Source organism: Nocardia sp. IFM 10818, assembly GCF_054655275.1.
Map to the genome: position 1 here is coordinate 1,475,673 of NZ_BAAHJH010000001.1, position 17,397 is coordinate 1,493,069.

Here is a 17,397-nt window from a genome sequence, read left to right on the forward strand (position 1 = left end):
GGGCTATTCCTGCGCCCGCGCCGGGTCGGGGGCCGCGACCGCGCGAGCGCCCCAGGCGCACAAGAGCATTGTGATGAGCGGCAGCGTCATGGCCATGGTCAGCGGCATGAGCTTGGTCAGCCAGCCGATAATGGCCGGACCGGCGAGCAGGCCCACATAGCCGAGCCCGAACACCCGCGACATATCGGTCGCGGAGGCGGACGACCCCAGATTCCCGGCGGCCGTGAAGACCTGCGGCACTCCGCCTGACAGGCCGATTCCGCACAACGCCCATCCGGCCAGAGTCAAGGGCAGCCACGGGGATACGACGATCAGGGTGAAACCGAAGGCGGCCAGCAGGGTGCCCCAGCGCACGACGGCCACGCGCCCGAACCGGCCGCTGACTCGATCGGCGCCGAGGCGGCCGAGGGTCATGGTGGTGGAGAAGGCGGCGAAGGCCAGCGCGGCGGTGGCGGTGTCCACGTTCAGGCGATCTTGCAGTTGCAGCGCGCTCCAGTCGGCGGCCACGCCCTCCGCCATCAACAACGCGAACGCGATGGCGCCCAGTACGAGCACTTTTCGCGACACCGTGAGAACCGAGCGGCGGCCCGCAGGCGTCGTGCCGCGCGCGGCGGGTGGGTCCGCGACCGAATGCTCGCTGGGGACGGCGTCGCCGTAGGGGAGCGGTTTCCATTCCGGGTCGGGATGTGCGCCCGCCATTTCCGCGGCGGGCTGCGGTTCGCGGCCGTCGTGGGCGACATGCGCCAGCAAGCGCGGCGCGCAGGCGGCGACCACGGCCAAGCCGCCCGCGGTGGATACGGCGAAGGTGGTGTGAATATTCCAGTCGGCGCGCTGGGCGGCGGCTCCCGCCATCGCGCCCAGCAGGCCGCCCAGGGAGAACCAGGCGTGGAAGGCCGACATGATGGGACGGGGGTAGGCGCGTTCCACGACGACGGCTTGGGCGTTCATCGAGACGTCGAGTGCGCCGTTGCAGAAACCATAGGCCAGCAAGGCGATTGCGAGGGCGGCGGTGGACGTGGCGTAGCCGAGGCCGAGCAGCGTGACCGACAATCCGGCGGCGGCCGCGGTGGTGAGGGCGCGGCTGCCGAACCGGTCCGCCAGGGGTCCCGCCGCCTGCATGCCCGCAATGGCGGCGGCGGCCATGAGCAGCAGGAGCATGCCCAGGGTGCTGTGCGATACCCCGGTCCGCTGGGTCACGGCCGGGATGTGCACGATCCAGATCGCCGACAGCAAACCATTGAGGCCGAAGATCAGAAACAGGGCCACCCGGGCGATTCGGATCGGAGGAGCAGGCGTTGTAGCGGCCATCGGTACGACGCTACCGGCCCGGAACCGGTATCTCCTCGTTTCCCACTCCCGCGAGCGGCTTCGCCGACGCTCCGGGTGGGGATCCGAATCTTTTAGTTTCCAACCTGTTTCGTATCGATTGTATGCCCCGCCACCGACAAGTTATGCGTGCGCCGGCGCCGCCCAGACACCGGAAAGCGCCACGTCGCGGACATAATCGGTGAAGTCCCGGGGCTCGCGTCCCAGGGCCCGGCGCACCCCGTCGGTGGGTTGCGAGTTGCGCCCGTCGAACAGCGTTCCGAACAGATAGTCCAGCAGGCTGACTTCATCGGCGGGCCGCCCGGAGGCGGTCAGCAGCGCCACGAAATCCATCCGCCCGGGCGAGCGGAAGGCTATCGCCCGCCGGGTCGCCCGCGAGATCTCCGCGATCGCCTCGGCGAGGGTGAGGGCGCGCGGACCGGTCAGCTCGTAGACCTGTCCGGCATGCCCGTCCCCGATCAGCGCGGCCACCGCCACCTCGGCCGCATCACGGGCGTCCACGAAGGGTTCCGGCACATCTCCGCACGGCAGCAGCATCGCCCCATGGCGGATGTCTTCGGCCCACTGGCCGGTGCCGAAGTTCTGCGCGAACCACGAACACCGCACGACGGTGGCGGCCAGACCCGAATCCCGCACGATCCCCTCGCATTCCAGCGCCTCGGGCTCACCGCGCCCGGACAGCAACACCACCCGCCGCACACCCGCGGCCGCGGCCGCGGTGGTGAAGCGCTTGATATCGGCGGGTGCGCCCGGCACCGCGAGATCCGGCTGGTAGGACAGGTAGACGGCGTCGATGCCGCTGAGCGCCGGCGCCCAGGTGCTCCGGTCGGTCCAGTCGAAGGGGATGTCCGCGCGGCGCGATCCGAGCCGTACCCGCACGCCGCGGGCGGTCAGCCCGGCGGCGACGAGGCTGCCGGTCTTACCGGTGCCGCCGAGTACGAGAACCGGATTCTCGCTGTTCACGGTGCCTTTGGTGGTCATATCCCCAGTACACCGAGATTCGGTGCGCGCGAACATGGTTGAGAAGCGCGGCCACATTTGCCATCGTCTTGGGTATGGATGCGTTGGCCAGCCTGCTCGAAGGACCACGCGCACGGTCGGCGTTCGTCATGCGGAGTTGTTTCGATCCGCCCTGGTCGCTGCGTATCCGCGACGAGGCCCCGCTGACCCTGGTGGCCGTGGTGCGCGGCGGCGGCTGGATCATCCCGGACGCCAAGGGCGGCAAGCAGCTACCCCCGCGGCAACTACGCACCGGCGATATCGCGCTGTTCCGCGGGCCGGACCACTACACCGTCGCCGACGATCCGGGCACCGAGCCGCAGGTGATCATCCACCCCGGCCAGATCACCATGACGCCCGCGGGCGAGGTGCTCTGCGAGACCCTCAGCCTGGGCATTCGCAGCTGGGGCACCAGCGCCGACGCGGCGACGGTGCTGGTCACCGGCACCTACGAGCAGGAATCGGCGGCCAGCCGCCGGCTGCTGCGCGCCCTGCCGCCCATTGCCGTGCTCAGCCGCGGCGATATCGACGACCGGGTGCTGGACCTGCTCGTCGACGAGGCGGCCAAGGACCTGCCCGCCCAGGGCGCCATGCTGGACCGCCTGCTCGACCTGCTGCTCATCGCGACGCTGCGAGCCTGGTTCTCCCGCGCCGACGCCCCGGCCTGGTACCACGCCTACGGCGATCCGCTGGTCGGCAAGGCCCTGCGCCTCATGCAGCACAATCCGGCCCACGCCTGGACCGTCGCCTCGCTGGCGTCCGAGGTCGGCGTGTCGCGCGCGGCCCTGGCCCGCCGGTTCACCGAACTGGTCGGCGAGCCCCCGATGGCCTTTCTCACCGATTGGCGGCTGGCGCTGGCCGCCGACCTGCTGCACGAATCCGACGCCACCCTGGAGGCCATTGCCCGCCGGGTCGGCTACGGCAGCGCCTTCGCCCTGAGTACGGCGTTCAAGCGCCACTACGGCATCAGCCCGCGCGATCACCGCAACGCCACCGACCAGCGCTCGGCCTGAGATCACCGCCCGCTATCGTCGGCAGGGTGACGCAGGATGAGTACTACCCCGTGCTGTGGCCGGTGCCGACGCGCTGGGCGGACAACGACCACTACGGGCACGTCAACAATGTGACCTATTACAGCTACTTCGACACGGCTGTGAACGCGTGGCTGATCCACGCCACCGGGGTGGACATCCGCGAGCTGCCCGCCATCGGCGTGGTGGCGCAGACCTCCTGCAAGTTCCTGGGCTCGCTCAGCTTCCCGGACCAGCTGCGGGTGGGCATTCGCATCGCGCGCCTGGGCAATTCGAGCATCAACTACGAGCTGGCCATCTTCCGCGAGGCCGGCGACGCCCTGGAGCTGGCCGCCACCGGCACCTTCACCCACGTCTACGTGGACAATGAGACCCGTAAGCCCATCCCGATTCCGGAGATCATTCGCACCGCCGCGGCGCCTTTGGTGGTCACCGCCGGCGCGGAGAGCTAGACCCGGCCCAACAGGGTCAGCGGATCCTCCAGCAGCGCGGCCACACTCGCCAGGAAGCGGGAGCCCTGCTCGCCGTCGATCATGCGGTGATCGAAGCTCAGGCCCAGGGTGGTCACCCAGCGCACGGCGAGTTCGTCGCGGTGCACCCACGGGCGCTTGCGGATCGAGCCCAGGCACAGAATGGCCGCCTCGCCCGGATTCACCAGGGGCACACCGGTATCCACGCCGAATACGCCCACATTGGTAATGGTGAAGGTGCCGCCGGTGAGGTCGGCCGGAGTGGCGGCGCCGCCGCGCGCCAGCTCGGCCACCCGCCCGATCTCCTGGCACAGGTCGCGCAGGCTCAGGCCCTGCGCCTCCTTCAGATTCGGCACCAGCAGCCCGCGCTCGGTCGCCACGGCGATGCCGAGATTCACGTAGTGCTTGGTGACGATCTCCTGATTGGATTCGTCCCAGTACGAATTGATCTCGGGGAACTCGCTCAGCGCCACCAGCGTCGCCTTGGCGACCAGGGCCAGCGGGGTGAGCGTCAGCCCGGCGAAGGTGGGTGTGGCGCGCAGATGATCCAGCAGCTCCATCGAGCCGGTGAAATCGGTGGTGACGAATGTGCTGGCCTGCGGAATGTGCTGGGCGCTGGCCACCATGGCCGCGGCCGTGCGCTTGCGGATTCCGCTGATGGGCGTGCGGGTTTCGCGTTCGGAGGCCGCCGGGCGCACACCGGCCGGGGCGCGCATGGGCGATACCGGCGGTGCGGTGTGGATCGGAATGTGGTCGGCGGCCGGCGGTTCCCGGCGCGCCCCGTGCAGATCGTCCACGGTGACCGCGCCGTCCGGCCCGGTTCCGGTGATGCTCGCCAGATCGACGCCGATCTCGCGCGCCAGCTTGCGCGCGCCCGGGGTGGCGGCGGGGCGGGCGAGCCGCATGCGGTCGTCGTCGAAGCCGGAACCGGCGCTGCGGGTGGCGGATTCGGGTGGCGGGGCGATGTCCGCAGTGCCGTTGGACAGCGCGGATTCCGGCTCCGGCGCGGCCGCCCGCGCGGCCGCCGCGCGGGCGCGCCGGGAGACCGGTTCGCTGTCGGGTCCGTAGCCCACGAGCACCGACTGCCGTTCGGCCGCCGTCTTGGCGGACCCGGCCACGCCACTCGCGGCAGTCGCGGACTCCGCCGGGGCGGCAGCGGACTCCGCCGGGGCGGCAGCGGTCTCGGCCGCCACGCCCACCCGGATCAGCGGCGTGCCCACCAGCACGGTGTCCCCGGGCTCGGCCAGCAGTTCCAGCACGGTCCCCTCGAATGGGCACGGCAGCGACACCTGCGCTTTGGCGGTCTCCACATCGGCAATGGTCTGGTTCAGCTCGACGGTATCGCCGACTCGCACCGCCCACGACACCAATTCGGCGTCGGCCAATCCCTCCCCGAGGTCCGGCAATCGGAATTCCATGACCTGCTGCTGATCTTCCACCGAGCTTCCTCCGTGCCTGGACCGTTATGCGGCGAGCGTGTGGTCGACCGCGGCGAGAATGCGGTCGGGGTCGGGCAGGTGATGCCGTTCGAGTTTAGCCGGGGGATAGGGGATGTCGAAGCCGCCGACGCGCAGGACGGGGGCCTCCAATTGATAGAAGCAGCGTTCGGTGACGCGGGCCGCGATTTCCGCGCCGAGCCCGCCGAATACCGGCGCCTCGTGCACGACGATCAATCGGCCGGTCTTGCGCACGGAGGTTTCGATGGTGTCGAAATCAATGGGCGAGAGACTGCGCAGATCGATCACTTCCAGCGAATGCCCTTCGTGGGCGGCGATATCGGCGGCGGTGAGCGCGGTGGCGACGGTGCCGCCGTAGGCGACGACCGTGGCGTCCTCCCCGCTGGTGCAGACCCGCGCCTGGTCCAGGGCGAGGCCGCCGCCGTGATCGAGCAGATCGAAGTCCACGTCGGCCTTGTCCCAATAGCGGCGCTTGGGTTCGAAGAAGATCACCGGATCGTCGAGTGCGATGGACTGCCGGATCATCAGATACGCGTCGGCCGGATTGCTCGGCGAGACCACCCGCAATCCCGCGGTGTGCGCGAAATACGCTTCGGGCGATTCGGAATGGTGTTCCACCGATCCGATGCCGCCGCCGCACGGAATGCGAATGGTGATCGGCGCGACCACCTTGCCCTGGGTGCGATAGTGGATTTTCGCCACCTGGCACACGATCTGATCGAATGCCGGATACACGAACCCGTCGAACTGGATTTCACAGACCGGGCGCAAACCGCGCAGGGCCATTCCGAAAGCCGTTCCCACGATTCCGGATTCGGCCAGCGGCGTATCGATGACCCGGTTGTTGCCGAAATCCTTCTGCAGCGTGTCGGTGACCCGGAAGACGCCGCCGAGCCGGCCGATGTCCTCGCCCATCAGGACGACCTTGGGATCATCCTCGAGCGCTCGGCGCAACCCGAAGTTGATGGCGCCCGCGAATGTCGTCTTCATGACCGCGCTCCCTCCAGGTAGTCGGCGTACTCGCGGCGTTCCTGCTCGACGAGCCGGTGCGGGGTGGAGTAGACGTGCTCGAACAACTCCATGGGCTCGGGATCGGGCATGGCGAGGGTCGCCCCGCGCAGTCGTTTGGCGACATCATCGGAGACCGCGGTCACCTCTTGCTCGAAAGCGCTGTCCCACAGTCCTTCCCGCTCCAATAGCCGGCGCAGGCGGTCGATGGGATCGCGGCGCTGCCACAGCTCGAGTTCGGCGGCGGTGCGGTAGCGGGTCGGATCGTCGGCGGTGGTGTGCGGGCCCATGCGATAGGTGATGGCCTCGATGAACGACGGCCCGCCGCCGGACCGGGCGCGGATCACCGCCTGCCGGGTGACCGCCAGCACGGCCAGGACGTCGTTGCCGTCGACCTGTACACCGGGAATCCCGTAGCCGAGGGCGCGATTGGCGAGCGGGGTCGGGCTCTGGGTGCGGACCGGGGCGCTGATGGCCCAGTGATTGTTCTGGCAGAAGAACACCACCGGCGCGCCCCAGGTCGCGGCGAAGCCCAGCGCCTCGGCGATATCGCCCTGGCTGGTGGCGCCGTCGCCGAAGTAGGCGATGGTGGCGATCTCGGAGCCTTCGAGATGGGCCGCGTAGGCGTAGCCGGTGGCGTGCAAGCCCTGCGCGCCGACCACGATGGCGGGATTGGTCATCTTGACCGCGTCGGCGTCCCAGCAGGAGTGGGCCACCCCGCGCCAGAGTCTGGTGAGCTGTTCCGGCGGTACGCCCCGGACATAGGCGACACCGGCTTCGCGGTAACTGCAGAAGACATAATCGTCGGGGCGCAGGGCGTGCACGGAACCGATCTGCGCGGCCTCCTGGCCCAGCAGCGGCGGCCACAGGCCGAGCTGCCCCTGGCGTTGCAGGGCGGTTGCCTCGGTGTCGATGCGCCGGGCGACGGTCATATCGGTGAAGAGCGTGCGCAGGTCGTCGCCGTCGATATCGGCGACCAGGGGGACGTGCGCGCGATCGAATACGCGGCGGCCGTCTGGCTGTATCAATTGCACCGGGTAGGTGTTCTTCTCGGGCATGGGTTCGCCTCCTCGAGCACCGGATACACGGTTATCGCCGGGGGATTGTGTCCCGTGAGCGATGCATTGTGTCCTGTACCACACAGCATCCTCCGCTGGGCGCGATGCGCAAGCATCGACACGGCAACTGTGCAGAATGCGCGTTTCGAGGCCCCGGAGCAGTGTCATACTGATCCCCATGAGCAGCAGGGAACCGATCACCGGCTCGGTGGACGCCACGGATGCCCGATTGTTGCTGGAGCTCGTCGCCAACCCCCGCGCCACCGGCGTCGAACTGGCCGCCCGGCTGGGGCTGTCCCGAAACACCGTGCAGGCCAGGCTGGCTCGCTGGGAGGCCAACGGGGTGCTGGCCAGCTTCGAACGGCGCGTGGATCCGCGCGCCCTCGGTTATCCCCTGGCGGCCTTCGTGGCCGTGGTCGTGGATCAGCATCAACTCGACGCCGTGGTGGCGGAACTGGCGGAGATCCCGGAGGTCACCGAGGTCTGCGGTATGACCGGGCCGACCGATCTCACCGTGCGGGTGGTGGCCCAGGATGCCGACGATCTGTACCGGATCACCGGGCGGATCCTGAAGATCCCGGGGGTGGAGCGCACCAATATGGCGCTGGTCATGCGTTCGCTGGTCGCTCCCCGCACCGCGCCGCTGCTCGACCGGCTCGCCGGGGCCGCGCCCGCGAACGAGTCCTTCCGCATGGTGCCGCCCGATATCGATCGGGCCGAGCGCTGAGCGAGCCGGGCGCGAAATTCAGTCCAGTTTCGATGGATTGGCCGCTGACCTGACGGCCACTGGACCGCGACGATTGCCCGATGAGCACAACCACCACCGGCGATCCGGCTATTGACAGTCCGCCCAGGGCCGGGATCGGCCAGCCCATCGGAGCCGGAATCGTCACGGCGCTGGTCGGTTTCACGAGCTCGTTCGCGGTGGTCCTGGCCGGTTTGACCGCCATGGGGGCGACTTCGGCGCAGGCGGCCTCGGGCCTGCTCGCGGTCTGTGTGACCCAGGCCGTCGGCATGCTGGTGCTCAGCCGCCGCTATCGGATGCCCATCACACTGGCCTGGTCCACGCCCGGCGCGGCGCTGCTGGCGAGCACGGGCCTGGTCGCCGGCGGCTGGCCCGCGGCGGTGGGCGCGTTCGCGGTGGCGGGTGCTCTCATTGTGCTGACCGGGTTCTGGCAGCGGCTCGGCGCGCTCATCGCGGCCATTCCGGCGGAGATCGCGCAGGCCATGCTGGCCGGCGTGCTGCTGCCCATGTGCCTGGCGCCCCTCGCGGCGCTGACCGTCAGCCCGGCGGTGGTGGTCCCGGTCATTCTCACCTGGCTGGTGCTGCAGAAGTTCGCCGCGCGCTGGGCGGTGCTGGCCGCCTTCGCGGTGGCCGCGGTGGGCGCGGGCATCGATATCGCCGTCACACATCGCAGCGTCGACGTGACGGCCATGGTGCCGCGCATCGAATTGACCGTCCCGCACTGGAGCTGGCAGGCGCTGATCGGCGTGGCGGTGCCGCTCTACATCGTCACCATGGCCGCCCAGAACATTCCGGGCACCGCGGTCATGAGCACCTTCGACTACAAGGTGCCGTGGCGCGCCGCCATGACGGTCACCGGTCTCGGCACCATGCTGGGCGCTCCGGCCGGCGGGCACGCCATCAATCTGGCCGCCATCAGCGCCGCCCTCTCGGCCGCCCCGTCCGCGCATCCGGACCCCAAGCGTCGCTGGATCGCCGCCAGCACAGCGGGTTTCGCCTACCTGCTGCTGGCCCTGGCCTCCGGCGCGCTGGTCACCCTGGTCGCCGCCGCCCCGGAGGGCGTGCTGGAAACCGTTGCGGGCCTGGCCCTCATCGCCACCCTCGCCGCCGCCCTGACCGCGGCGCTCGCCCCGGCCGAGCATCGCTCCGCCGCCGCCCTCACCTTCCTGGTCGCCGCCTCCGGCGTCACCCTCCTCGGGATCGGCGCGGCGTTCTGGGCCTTGGTCGCGGGCCTGCTCGTCCGCTGGCTGCTGCGCCCGGCCTCCGTCACCGCAGTGCCCGCCACCGGCAAGCGATAGAGCCCTCCCCTCGTCATTCCGGCGCGCTCGTGGCCGGAATTCGCCCGGCGGGCAGCGGTCCGGCCCGACACCGCGCCGGGACGACAACCGGCAGGCCGCCCGATGGTGGCGGTTGCCGGGTGACGAGCGCGGAAGGCAGGGTGGGGCGCGGGCGGTATGCCGGGATGGCGGCAGCGTCTCTTCCCGCGCGCGAGAGCTCTTCGGCGGGTGGACGTGTGTCGGTGTGCGTGGCGCGGTGCGCTGCGTAGGGTTGGGGCGTCGGTTTCGGGTGGTGGAATCTTCGAAGAGGAGTTGGCTTGAGCGCGGTGCTTATCTCGGCGGAGGACCTGCGGGAGCGGCTGGCGAATGGGGGCTCGCCGGTGCGGCTGCTGGATGTGCGATGGGCGCTGGGGGACCCGGACGGTCCGCAGCACTACCTGGACGGGCATATTCCGGGCGCGGTGTTCGTGGATATGGAGACCGAGCTGGCCGCGCCGGCCTCGCCCGCCAAGGGCAGGCATCCGATGCCGGAGGTGGCGCACCTGCAGAAGTGCGCGCGCAGCTGGGGAATCCGCGGCGGGGATGCCGTGGTGGTCTACGACGCCACCGGCGGGATGGCGGCGGCGCGGGCCTGGTGGTTGCTCAAATGGGCCGGGGTGCAGGATGTTTCGATTCTCGATGGCGGACTGCCGGCGTGGGAGCGCGCCGGGGGCAAGGTGATCGCGGGCGAGGAACCCGATCCCGAGCCCGGCGATGTGGTGCTGAGCCCGGGCAATATGCCGGTCATCGACGCCGACGCGGCCGCCGGATGGCAGGGCCCGCTGCTGGACGCGCGGGCGGGGGAGCGCTACCGCGGTGAGGTCGAGCCGGTCGATCCGCGCGCCGGGCACATTCCGGGTGCGGTGAGCGCGCCGACCGCCGAGAACCTCACCGCGGACGGATATTTCAAGACCGCCGACGAATTGCGTTCCCGCTTCGAGGGATTCGGCACGGGGCCGGTGGCGGTGTACTGCGGGTCCGGCGTGACCGCCGCCCACCAGGTGGCCGCGCTGGCGGCGGCGGGCATCGAGGCGTCGCTGTATCCGGGATCGTGGTCGCAGTGGTCCAACGATCCGAAGCGCCCGGTCGCCACGGGCCCCGATCCGGCCTGATCGGAGCCCGCCGCCGGATCACTCCGGTTTGACCGCGGTGAGCAGGCCCGTCGAGTAGCGGCCGGTGCGGAATTCCAGGCCGGTGAAGCCGATTTCGGTCAATGGCGTCCGGTAGCGGTTGACGTCGACCGAATCCAGCGAGTCCATTCCGGTTTCATGCCCGTGGTGGCCGCGCGCACCGTGCGTGTGGCCGCCGTGCGTATGGCCGCCGTGCCGGCGCAGGGCGAACAGCTTCCCCAGGACACGCAGGGCGGCACCGTGCAGACCGCTGCTGGGATCGGCGTCGACCAGCAGCAACCGTCCGCCCGGGCGCAGGACCCGGAACATGGCCGCCAGCGCATTGGCGCGCTCACTCTCGGGAATGTGGTGCATGACGAATGTCGAGGTGACGACGTCGGCGGTGGCGTCGGGCAGGGTGAGCGACTGCGCCGCACCGAGTTCGAAGCGGCAGTTGGCGGGCGCGCCCTTGCGGGCGTGGTCGACCATCGGCCGGGAGGGGTCGATGCCGAGCACGGAGCCCTGCGGCCCGACGCGCCGCGCCAGTTCGCGCGCCAACCGGCCCGGACCGCTGCCGATATCGACAACGCGGTCACCCGGGCGCGCTCCGCTGGCGTCGGCGAGTTGCCGGAGCACTGCGCCGGTGCGGCCGAGGAAGATGAGATCGGTCAACAGGGTGTAGCGACGCGGCCAGGTGATGAGGTCGCCGATTACGGCGGATTCGTTTCCGGACACTTGTGGTTTGGAGGTCATGTCTTCAATCATCGAAGGATGAGAAAAGCCAGGCCAGAGCCAGAGTCCGGGGTTGTGTCCTTTACCGAACACTGGCCCGGAATGTGTGCCGGAAATCCCGGTGACGGCACCGGTGGCGCGGTCGACCGCCGGGTCCGGCGCACCCGCAGGGCCCTGCACATCGCCCTGATGGAGCTCATGAAGGAGCGCTCCTACGCCCGGATCACGGTGCAGGACATCATCGATCGTGCCGATGTGGGGCGGTCCACGTTCTATGCGCACTACCGTGACAAGGACGACCTGCTGCTGGTCAGCTGTACCGAGCATGTGCGCGAGGTGATTTCGACCGAGCTGGCGGCCTATGACGGCGACGTGCCGCTGCTGGCTCCGGTCGCCATTCTGTTCCGGCTCGTCGGCGATCATCCCGACATCTACCGGCCGCTGATCAGCCAGCGCGCCAATGCCGTTGTGCTGCGGTCGGTCCGGCAGATGTACGCGGATCTGCTCACCGAACACCTCGGTGCGCGCCTGGAACTGGACCCCGCCGAATTGCAGGGGACCATCACCTTCCTGTCGTGGGGCCTGTTCGGTCTCCAGGAGTCGGTGATGGATACGCGCGACCCGCTCACCGCCCCGGAGGCGTATCGCCTGTTCGAGCGGCTATGGGCAGGTTCGGGCAATGCCCTGGAGCGTGGCCTGGTCGGCCACGGTGATGGGTAGGCCGTACTGGGTGGCGGCGCGCAGGTACTTCCCCGCGTAGAAGCAGTGATTGGCCTTCGCGGGCGGCAGCCAGTCACTGGGCGTGCTGTCGCTCTTGTCCTCGTTGGTCTTCCCGTCCACCGCCAGCAGGTTGTAGTCGAGATCGTTGGCGAAGCGCACCCGCCGCTCCAGCGGCCAGCCGGAGGCGCCCATATCCCAGGCGGCGGCCAGCGGGTAGACGTGATCGATCTGCACGTTCCGCGCCTCGGCCTTCGCGAATTCGATGCGTTTTCCCGTATAGGGGTCTTGCAGAATCCCGGCGACCACCACGCAATTATTGGTGCCCGTCCGGAATTCCACCTCCGTGAGCTGGCGGGCCAGCACATTGTTGCGGGTATCGCAGCCGTCGTGCCCGCCCGGCCCGTCGTGATCATCGCTCCAGGACTGGCCGAACACGCACCCCTGCCCCGCCTTGCAACCACGTTCGTACCCGGCCGGATTCGGCCGCGTCGGCATGACCTGCACAGCCGCCAGCAGCTGTTCGATCTCCACCCGCGTCGGACTGCCGGGCGCGGGCGCGACCTGCCCGCCGACCATCTCGCAGCCGGGAAGAACGAGCGCGGCCAGCACCGCGCTCAGCAGTGCGAGCACGCGCTCCATGGACATGCCACATATCTACTCGTCCGCGCCCATCGTGCGCGTCGATTACGAAACTTCGCACCCCGCAGAACTTCTCGCGCCGACCGCGAATCGCGGCCGGCGGAAGTCCTGCATGGGATTCGAAGGCGGAGCTTGTGAAGACTCCTGGGAGCTCGGGGAAGGGGGTTCGGGGGCGAAGCCCCTGAGAGCTCCCGAGAGTTGGGTTCGGCTACAACCAGGCGTGCGCCAAGAGGTCGTCCGCCGCGGTTTCGGAGAGCTGGGGCGGGAACCTGGTGGCCGCGATGGAATCCACCCGGCAGCCGTCGTGGCCGATCAGCCAGGATCCGCCGCGCTCCTCGCATTCGGCGATCTTGGCGAAAGTGGCGAGCAGGAAAGCGATGGCATCGCGTGGATCGGCGGTGCGCGCCAGCCGCTGTGATTCCCCCGGCCGGGACAGGTCCAGCCACACCCCGGATTGGCCGTCCAGGCGCATCCCCACAATTTTTGTCGTATCGACGAATGTGAACTTTCGTCGTTCCCACGGCGTCGTCGGCGTGAAGCTCTGCTCGAGCACTTGGAGCAGAATCGTCATCTTCACGGCCTCCCTCGGTATCGAAAGTGCCACGGCTCCGGATTGAGTCGCGGTTGATTATCGGGTGCACCCCGCATGACGGCTGCGCTGAGCACAGCTGATATCGCCGTATGCGATGACCTGCGGTTATTCCAGTATGTTCCGATATCGGCCAGAAATAAAGACCTGGTAGGGGTGGTGATTTGCCGGACTTCCGCCGGTGGGTGGCCACGGGTCCCGGCGGCGCTGTCGGTGCGGGCTGATTGGATGGTCGAATGCTGCACGGATTGTGGTCGCCCGGGTCGGGATTGGTGCTGTGGCACGACCCGGACGGTGACGCCATGGCAGCCATCGACGCCGTGACGCTGCCCGATCCGCTGGGGGCGATCGTGCGGGCCGCGAAGTTCCGGCACCGGGCGCAGGTCCTGGTCCCCGGGCCGAACGGGCCGGAGAAAACGCAGGTCAAGGCGCATGCGCTGGCGCCGGAGCGGGCGGCGGAGGTGCTGTTGCAAGAGCTGCCGGCCGGTGCGGTGGCCGGGGATCTGCGGTATCTGGCGCATGTGGCGCGCGGTGTGGACCGCTGGGTCCGAGCCGGGCGGATCGTGCCGGAAATGCGCCGCGACGACGGGGAATGGTGGGTGCGCTGGCGCCTGGTGGGCGGCCGGCGGCAGCGCGCCTGGCTGGCCGAACTGGCCGTGGCCATGCCCCCGGCCCTGCAGATCGCGGGCAGTCCGGCCGAGGTGCTGGAGCATCTGACCGGCGAGCTCGCCGATCCGATCGCGCGCCTGCGCATCATGCCCCGGCTGCCGGCCGCCGCCGCGGACGGTTCGGCGGCGGTGGTGGCCGTGGGCGGCGGGCTCGGTCTCGCGGAATCGCCGGCGCATCCGCTGCTCAGCGCCCTGCTCGGGGCCGCGCCGCTGGCGAGCGGCTCGCATCGGGCGGCGGCGGTGCTCGAGGATTGGCGCACCAGCATCACCGTGGACGAGCCGGAACTGCTGTTGCGGCTGCTCGAGCCCGATACCGAGGACGAGGGCGGGCTGTGGCGGCTGGAGGTGTGCCTGCGCAGTGAGGGCGAGGCGCCGCAACCGGTGCTGCTCCCCGGTGATCCGCAGATGGTGCGCACGGCGGGGGAGAAGCTGGCGGCCGCCAAGCACGCCTATCCGCGCCTGCGGGACCTGCCCAGCGATGACCGCAGCCTGGATCTGTTCCTGCCGACCGAGGTGGTCATGGATCTGGTCGCGCACGGGGCGGCCGTGCTCCGGGACGCGGGCGTGAAACTGCTGCTGCCGCGTGCCTGGCGAATAGCCGCACCCAGTTTGCGCCTGCAGGTGCAGAGTCCGCCCGCGAGCGAAAGCGCCGTCGGGCTCACGGGTTTGGTGTCCTTCCGCTGGGAGCTCGCGCTCGGGGATACGGTGCTGTCACCGGCGGAGATGGCGCGGCTGGTGCGGTCGAAATCGGATCTCGTGCAATTGCGCGGGGAGTGGGTGCAGGCCGACCATCGGATGCTGGCCGCGGCGGCCGACTATGTGGCGGGCCGCACCGATGCCACCGAGACCACCATCGGCGGGCTGTTCGCCGAGCTGTCCGCGCACCCGGTGATCGGCGTCCCGCTCGAGGACGTCTCCGCGACCGGTTGGGCCGCACAGCTTTTCGATGCCGAACGTGCGGTGGAGCCGGTCGCGGAGCCGGTCGGATTGAAGGCGCAGCTGCGCCCGTACCAGCTGCGCGGCCTGGCCTGGCTGGCCACCATGAGCCGCCTGGGCTGCGGCGCGATCCTCGCCGACGACATGGGTCTGGGCAAGACCGTGCAGGTACTGGCGCTGCTCGTGCACGAGCGTGAAAAGGCCGCTGCGGCAACGGCATCCGAGGATGCGTCGGCGGTCGAACCGACCTTGCTGGTCTGCCCCATGTCCGTGGTGGGCAACTGGCAGCGCGAGGCGGAGCGGTTCGCGCCGGACCTGCGGGTGCTGGTGCATCACGGGGCGGGTCGGCGTTCTGGTGCGGAATTCGATGCGGCGGTGGCGGATTCGGATCTGGTGATCACCACCTACGCCCTGCTGGCGCGGGATGTGGAGGAGCTGAAGCGGCAGTCCTGGCAGCGGGTGGCGCTGGACGAGGCGCAGCACATCAAGAATGCCGGGACCCGGCAGTCGCGGGCGGCGCGGCTGGTGCCGGCGCGGCATCGGCTGGCGCTCACCGGAACCCCCGTGGAGAACCGGCTGGAGGAGCTGCGCTCGATCCTGGATTTCGCCAATCCGAAACTGCTGGGCCGCCCCGCGGATTTCCACGCCCGCTTCGCGGTGCCGATCGAGCGGGAGCGCGACGAGAACGCCATCACCCGGCTGCGCGCCATTACGTCGCCGTTCGTACTGCGGCGGGTGAAGACCGACCCGAAGGTGATCTCGGACCTGCCGGACAAGATCGAGATGACGGTGCGGGCCAATCTGACCGTGGAGCAGGCGGCGCTGTATCAAGCGGTGCTGGACGATATGTCCGCCAAGCTCAAGTCCGCCAAGGGGATGGAACGCAAGGGCGCGGTGCTGGCGGCGCTCACCCGCCTCAAGCAGGTGTGCAACCACCCCGCCCACTACCTGAGCGACGGGTCCGCACTGCTGCGCCGGGGCCATCATCGCTCCGGAAAGCTGGCGCTGGTGGAGGACATTCTGGAGTCGGTCATCGCCGATGGGGAGCGTGCGCTGCTGTTCACCCAGTTCGCCGAATTCGGTGATCTGGTGGCCCCTTTCCTGTCCGAGCGGTTCGGCACCGAGGTGCCATTCCTGCACGGCGGCGTGAGCAAACAGCGCCGGGACGCCATGGTCGAGAACTTCCAGTCCGCAGACGGCCCGCCATTGATGCTGCTGTCGCTCAAGGCGGGTGGCACCGGACTGAATCTCACGGCCGCCAATCACGTTGTGCACCTGGACCGCTGGTGGAATCCGGCGGTGGAGAACCAGGCCACCGACCGCGCGTTCCGCATCGGTCAGCGCCGCGATGTGCAGGTCCGCAAACTGGTGTGCGTGGACACCATCGAGGAACGCGTCGACGACATGCTGAAGGGCAAGCGGCAACTCGCTGATCTGACCGTCGGCGCGGGCGAGAAGTGGATCACCGAACTCGGGGATGACGACCTGCGTGCATTGCTCGCACTCGGCGCCGAGGCGGTCGGCGAATGAACGCCCACATCGACTATTCGGAATTCGGCCCCCGCCGGCCCGTCAAGGGCGGCGTCGCCGCCCGCAGCCGCCGCGGCGCCGCCTTCGCCAAAACCTGGTGGGGCCGTTCGTTCCTCGAAGCCATCGAAGACGTCGCCGACGCCGGCCGCTTGACCCGCGGACGCTCGTACGCCCGCACCGGCCAGGTCATCAGCTACCGCCTGGAACCGGGCGCGGTCAGCGCGGAAGTCCAAGGCAGCCAGCCCCGCCCCTTCATCTCGGTGCTGACCATGCGACAGCTTCGCGACGAACGCCTGGCCGAACTGGTGGCCCTGGTCCGCGCCACCCCCGGCATGCTCGGCGAAATCGCCTCCGGCACCCTGCCCCACGGACTGGCGCCACTGTTGCTGCCCACCACGGCGTCGGAATTGGATTTCTCCTGTACCTGCCCGGATTCCGGCTGGCCGTGCAAACACGTGGCCGCGATCTGCTACGTCATCGCCGAACGCCTCGACGAACACCCGGGCGACCTGCTGACCCTGCGCGGCATCAAACTCGACGCCCTCATCGGCAGCGTCGAGCGCGAGACGGCGGCCGTCGACAATGCTGACCTGTACGGGGACGAACTCGCCCTCCCGAAGCCGCCGAAACCGGAATACCGCCCAGCTCCGGAAGATCTCGATGCTGTGCTGCTTCGGCAAGCCCTGCGGATGACCGCCGAGGACGAGCAAACCGCCGAATCCGGCCTAAGACAACTCCGCGCCCTCTATCGCGCCCTCGACGACTGATAGACCAGCCTGTCTGGTCCCCAGCCCGTCGGGTCACCAGCCGGTCTGGTCCCCAGTCCGTCCGGTCGCAAGCTGGTCCGGTCGCAAGCTGGTGCGATTTCCAGCTGGTGCGATTTCCAGCTGGTGCGGACACGAGCCCGTCTGGTCCCCAGCCGGTGTGCTTGTGTGTTGGTCCGCCGCAGGCGAACTGTCAATGAACGGTAGGGATGACAGTTGGTGCATCAACTGTGTGGGTTCGGGGCCGTCTCGATTTTGGACTGAGTGGAGCGTGCGTCGGAGCGGGGGAGCGAAGCGGAG

16 protein-coding genes are annotated in these 17,397 nt (G+C 69.4%); 8 read left to right on the forward strand and 8 right to left on the reverse strand.

Translation table 11 applies throughout. The features are described 5' to 3' along the window. Positions 1 to 3: 3 nt before the first annotated feature. Both ACYQ5L_RS06475 and ACYQ5L_RS06480 read right to left on the reverse strand, forming a co-directional pair. Positions 4 to 1,308 carry an MFS transporter gene (locus ACYQ5L_RS06475; RefSeq protein ID WP_459956234.1) on the reverse strand — a complete coding sequence of 435 codons (1,305 nt, stop codon included), beginning with the start codon at positions 1,306 to 1,308 and terminating at the stop codon, positions 4 to 6. A 141-nt stretch (positions 1,309 to 1,449) separates the two neighbouring features. Further along, positions 1,450 to 2,307, reverse strand: coding sequence for a Rossmann-fold NAD(P)-binding domain-containing protein (locus ACYQ5L_RS06480; RefSeq protein ID WP_459956236.1), 858 nt, complete (start codon positions 2,305 to 2,307; stop codon positions 1,450 to 1,452). 74 nt (positions 2,308 to 2,381) lie between these two features. Between ACYQ5L_RS06480 and ACYQ5L_RS06485 the strand changes: the two genes are divergently transcribed. Together ACYQ5L_RS06485 and ACYQ5L_RS06490 are read left to right on the forward strand one after the other, a co-directional pair. Continuing rightward, complete coding sequence (locus ACYQ5L_RS06485) at positions 2,382 to 3,338, forward strand: AraC family transcriptional regulator (protein ID WP_459956238.1); 957 nt, start codon at positions 2,382 to 2,384, stop codon at positions 3,336 to 3,338. A 26-nt stretch (positions 3,339 to 3,364) separates the two neighbouring features. Further along, on the forward strand, positions 3,365 to 3,808 hold the full coding sequence (locus ACYQ5L_RS06490) for an acyl-CoA thioesterase (RefSeq protein ID WP_459956240.1): 444 nt from the start codon (positions 3,365 to 3,367) through the stop codon (positions 3,806 to 3,808). Here the strand turns inward: ACYQ5L_RS06490 and ACYQ5L_RS06495 are convergent. Genes ACYQ5L_RS06495 through pdhA form a run of 3 tightly spaced genes read right to left on the reverse strand, consistent with a single transcriptional unit; the run spans position 3,805 to position 7,349 of the window. After that, positions 3,805 to 5,265 carry a dihydrolipoamide acetyltransferase family protein gene (locus tag ACYQ5L_RS06495; RefSeq protein ID WP_459956242.1) on the reverse strand — a complete coding sequence of 487 codons (1,461 nt, stop codon included), beginning with the start codon at positions 5,263 to 5,265 and terminating at the stop codon, positions 3,805 to 3,807. The genes ACYQ5L_RS06490 and ACYQ5L_RS06495 overlap by 4 nt on opposite strands. A 24-nt stretch (positions 5,266 to 5,289) precedes the next feature. Further along, the gene (locus ACYQ5L_RS06500) at positions 5,290 to 6,273 is read right to left on the reverse strand and encodes an alpha-ketoacid dehydrogenase subunit beta (protein WP_459956244.1); all 984 of its coding nucleotides are present in this window, start codon (positions 6,271 to 6,273) and stop codon (positions 5,290 to 5,292) included. Then, complete coding sequence (gene pdhA / locus ACYQ5L_RS06505; RefSeq protein ID WP_459956246.1) at positions 6,270 to 7,349, reverse strand: pyruvate dehydrogenase (acetyl-transferring) E1 component subunit alpha; 1,080 nt, start codon at positions 7,347 to 7,349, stop codon at positions 6,270 to 6,272. The genes ACYQ5L_RS06500 and pdhA overlap by 4 nt, the downstream gene beginning before the upstream one ends. A 178-nt stretch (positions 7,350 to 7,527) precedes the next feature. On the opposite strand from pdhA, the gene ACYQ5L_RS06510 reads away from it, so the two are divergent. The 3 genes from ACYQ5L_RS06510 to ACYQ5L_RS06520 all read left to right on the forward strand — a co-directional run bounded on the left by ACYQ5L_RS06510 (position 7,528) and on the right by ACYQ5L_RS06520 (position 10,522). After that, on the forward strand, positions 7,528 to 8,076 hold the full coding sequence (locus tag ACYQ5L_RS06510; protein ID WP_459956247.1) for an Lrp/AsnC family transcriptional regulator: 549 nt from the start codon (positions 7,528 to 7,530) through the stop codon (positions 8,074 to 8,076). Between the two features lie 80 nt (positions 8,077 to 8,156). Beyond that, positions 8,157 to 9,392, forward strand: coding sequence for a benzoate/H(+) symporter BenE family transporter (locus ACYQ5L_RS06515; protein WP_459956249.1), 1,236 nt, complete (start codon positions 8,157 to 8,159; stop codon positions 9,390 to 9,392). Between the two features lie 296 nt (positions 9,393 to 9,688). Next, positions 9,689 to 10,522 (forward strand): sulfurtransferase, encoded by an 834-nt coding sequence (locus ACYQ5L_RS06520; RefSeq protein ID WP_459956251.1) that lies wholly within the window; start codon positions 9,689 to 9,691, stop codon positions 10,520 to 10,522. 18 nt (positions 10,523 to 10,540) lie between these two features. On the opposite strand, the gene ACYQ5L_RS06525 is transcribed toward ACYQ5L_RS06520, so the two are convergent. Continuing rightward, positions 10,541 to 11,272, reverse strand: coding sequence for a class I SAM-dependent methyltransferase (locus tag ACYQ5L_RS06525; protein ID WP_459956253.1), 732 nt, complete (start codon positions 11,270 to 11,272; stop codon positions 10,541 to 10,543). A gap of 81 nt (positions 11,273 to 11,353) precedes the next feature. On the opposite strand from ACYQ5L_RS06525, the gene ACYQ5L_RS06530 reads away from it, so the two are divergent. Then, on the forward strand, positions 11,354 to 11,971 hold the full coding sequence (locus tag ACYQ5L_RS06530) for a TetR/AcrR family transcriptional regulator (protein WP_459956255.1): 618 nt from the start codon (positions 11,354 to 11,356) through the stop codon (positions 11,969 to 11,971). Here the strand turns inward: ACYQ5L_RS06530 and ACYQ5L_RS06535 are convergent. Together ACYQ5L_RS06535 and ACYQ5L_RS06540 are read right to left on the reverse strand one after the other, a co-directional pair. Continuing rightward, on the reverse strand, positions 11,912 to 12,616 hold the full coding sequence (locus ACYQ5L_RS06535; protein WP_459956256.1) for an HNH endonuclease family protein: 705 nt from the start codon (positions 12,614 to 12,616) through the stop codon (positions 11,912 to 11,914). The genes ACYQ5L_RS06530 and ACYQ5L_RS06535 overlap by 60 nt on opposite strands. A gap of 202 nt (positions 12,617 to 12,818) precedes the next feature. Next, positions 12,819 to 13,181, reverse strand: coding sequence for a hypothetical protein (locus tag ACYQ5L_RS06540; protein WP_379200199.1), 363 nt, complete (start codon positions 13,179 to 13,181; stop codon positions 12,819 to 12,821). Positions 13,182 to 13,435: 254 nt separating this feature from the next. Here ACYQ5L_RS06540 and ACYQ5L_RS06545 point away from each other — a divergent pair, with 254 nt between their 5' ends. Together ACYQ5L_RS06545 and ACYQ5L_RS06550 are read left to right on the forward strand one after the other, a co-directional pair. Then, on the forward strand, positions 13,436 to 16,333 hold the full coding sequence (locus ACYQ5L_RS06545; protein ID WP_459956258.1) for a DEAD/DEAH box helicase: 2,898 nt from the start codon (positions 13,436 to 13,438) through the stop codon (positions 16,331 to 16,333). Then, entirely contained in the window at positions 16,330 to 17,100 is a 771-nt protein-coding gene (locus tag ACYQ5L_RS06550; RefSeq protein ID WP_459956260.1) for an SWIM zinc finger family protein, read from the forward strand. The genes ACYQ5L_RS06545 and ACYQ5L_RS06550 overlap by 4 nt, the downstream gene beginning before the upstream one ends. Positions 17,101 to 17,397 lie beyond the last annotated feature (297 nt).

Coding starts and splice junctions, on each gene's coding strand:
- ACYQ5L_RS06475 (WP_459956234.1), bottom strand. CDS start 1,308: ATGGCCGCTACAACGCCTGCTCCTCCGATCCGAATCGCCCGGGTGGCC.
- ACYQ5L_RS06480 (WP_459956236.1), bottom strand. CDS start 2,307: ATGACCACCAAAGGCACCGTGAACAGCGAGAATCCGGTTCTCGTACTC.
- ACYQ5L_RS06485 (WP_459956238.1), top strand. CDS start 2,382: ATGGATGCGTTGGCCAGCCTGCTCGAAGGACCACGCGCACGGTCGGCG.
- ACYQ5L_RS06500 (WP_459956244.1), bottom strand. CDS start 6,273: ATGAAGACGACATTCGCGGGCGCCATCAACTTCGGGTTGCGCCGAGCG.
- pdhA (WP_459956246.1), bottom strand. CDS start 7,349: ATGCCCGAGAAGAACACCTACCCGGTGCAATTGATACAGCCAGACGGC.
- ACYQ5L_RS06510 (WP_459956247.1), top strand. CDS start 7,528: ATGAGCAGCAGGGAACCGATCACCGGCTCGGTGGACGCCACGGATGCC.
- ACYQ5L_RS06515 (WP_459956249.1), top strand. CDS start 8,157: ATGAGCACAACCACCACCGGCGATCCGGCTATTGACAGTCCGCCCAGG.
- ACYQ5L_RS06525 (WP_459956253.1), bottom strand. CDS start 11,272: ATGACCTCCAAACCACAAGTGTCCGGAAACGAATCCGCCGTAATCGGC.
- ACYQ5L_RS06530 (WP_459956255.1), top strand. CDS start 11,354: ATGTGTGCCGGAAATCCCGGTGACGGCACCGGTGGCGCGGTCGACCGC.
- ACYQ5L_RS06535 (WP_459956256.1), bottom strand. CDS start 12,616: ATGTCCATGGAGCGCGTGCTCGCACTGCTGAGCGCGGTGCTGGCCGCG.
- ACYQ5L_RS06540 (WP_379200199.1), bottom strand. CDS start 13,181: ATGACGATTCTGCTCCAAGTGCTCGAGCAGAGCTTCACGCCGACGACG.
- ACYQ5L_RS06545 (WP_459956258.1), top strand. CDS start 13,436: ATGCTGCACGGATTGTGGTCGCCCGGGTCGGGATTGGTGCTGTGGCAC.
- ACYQ5L_RS06550 (WP_459956260.1), top strand. CDS start 16,330: ATGAACGCCCACATCGACTATTCGGAATTCGGCCCCCGCCGGCCCGTC.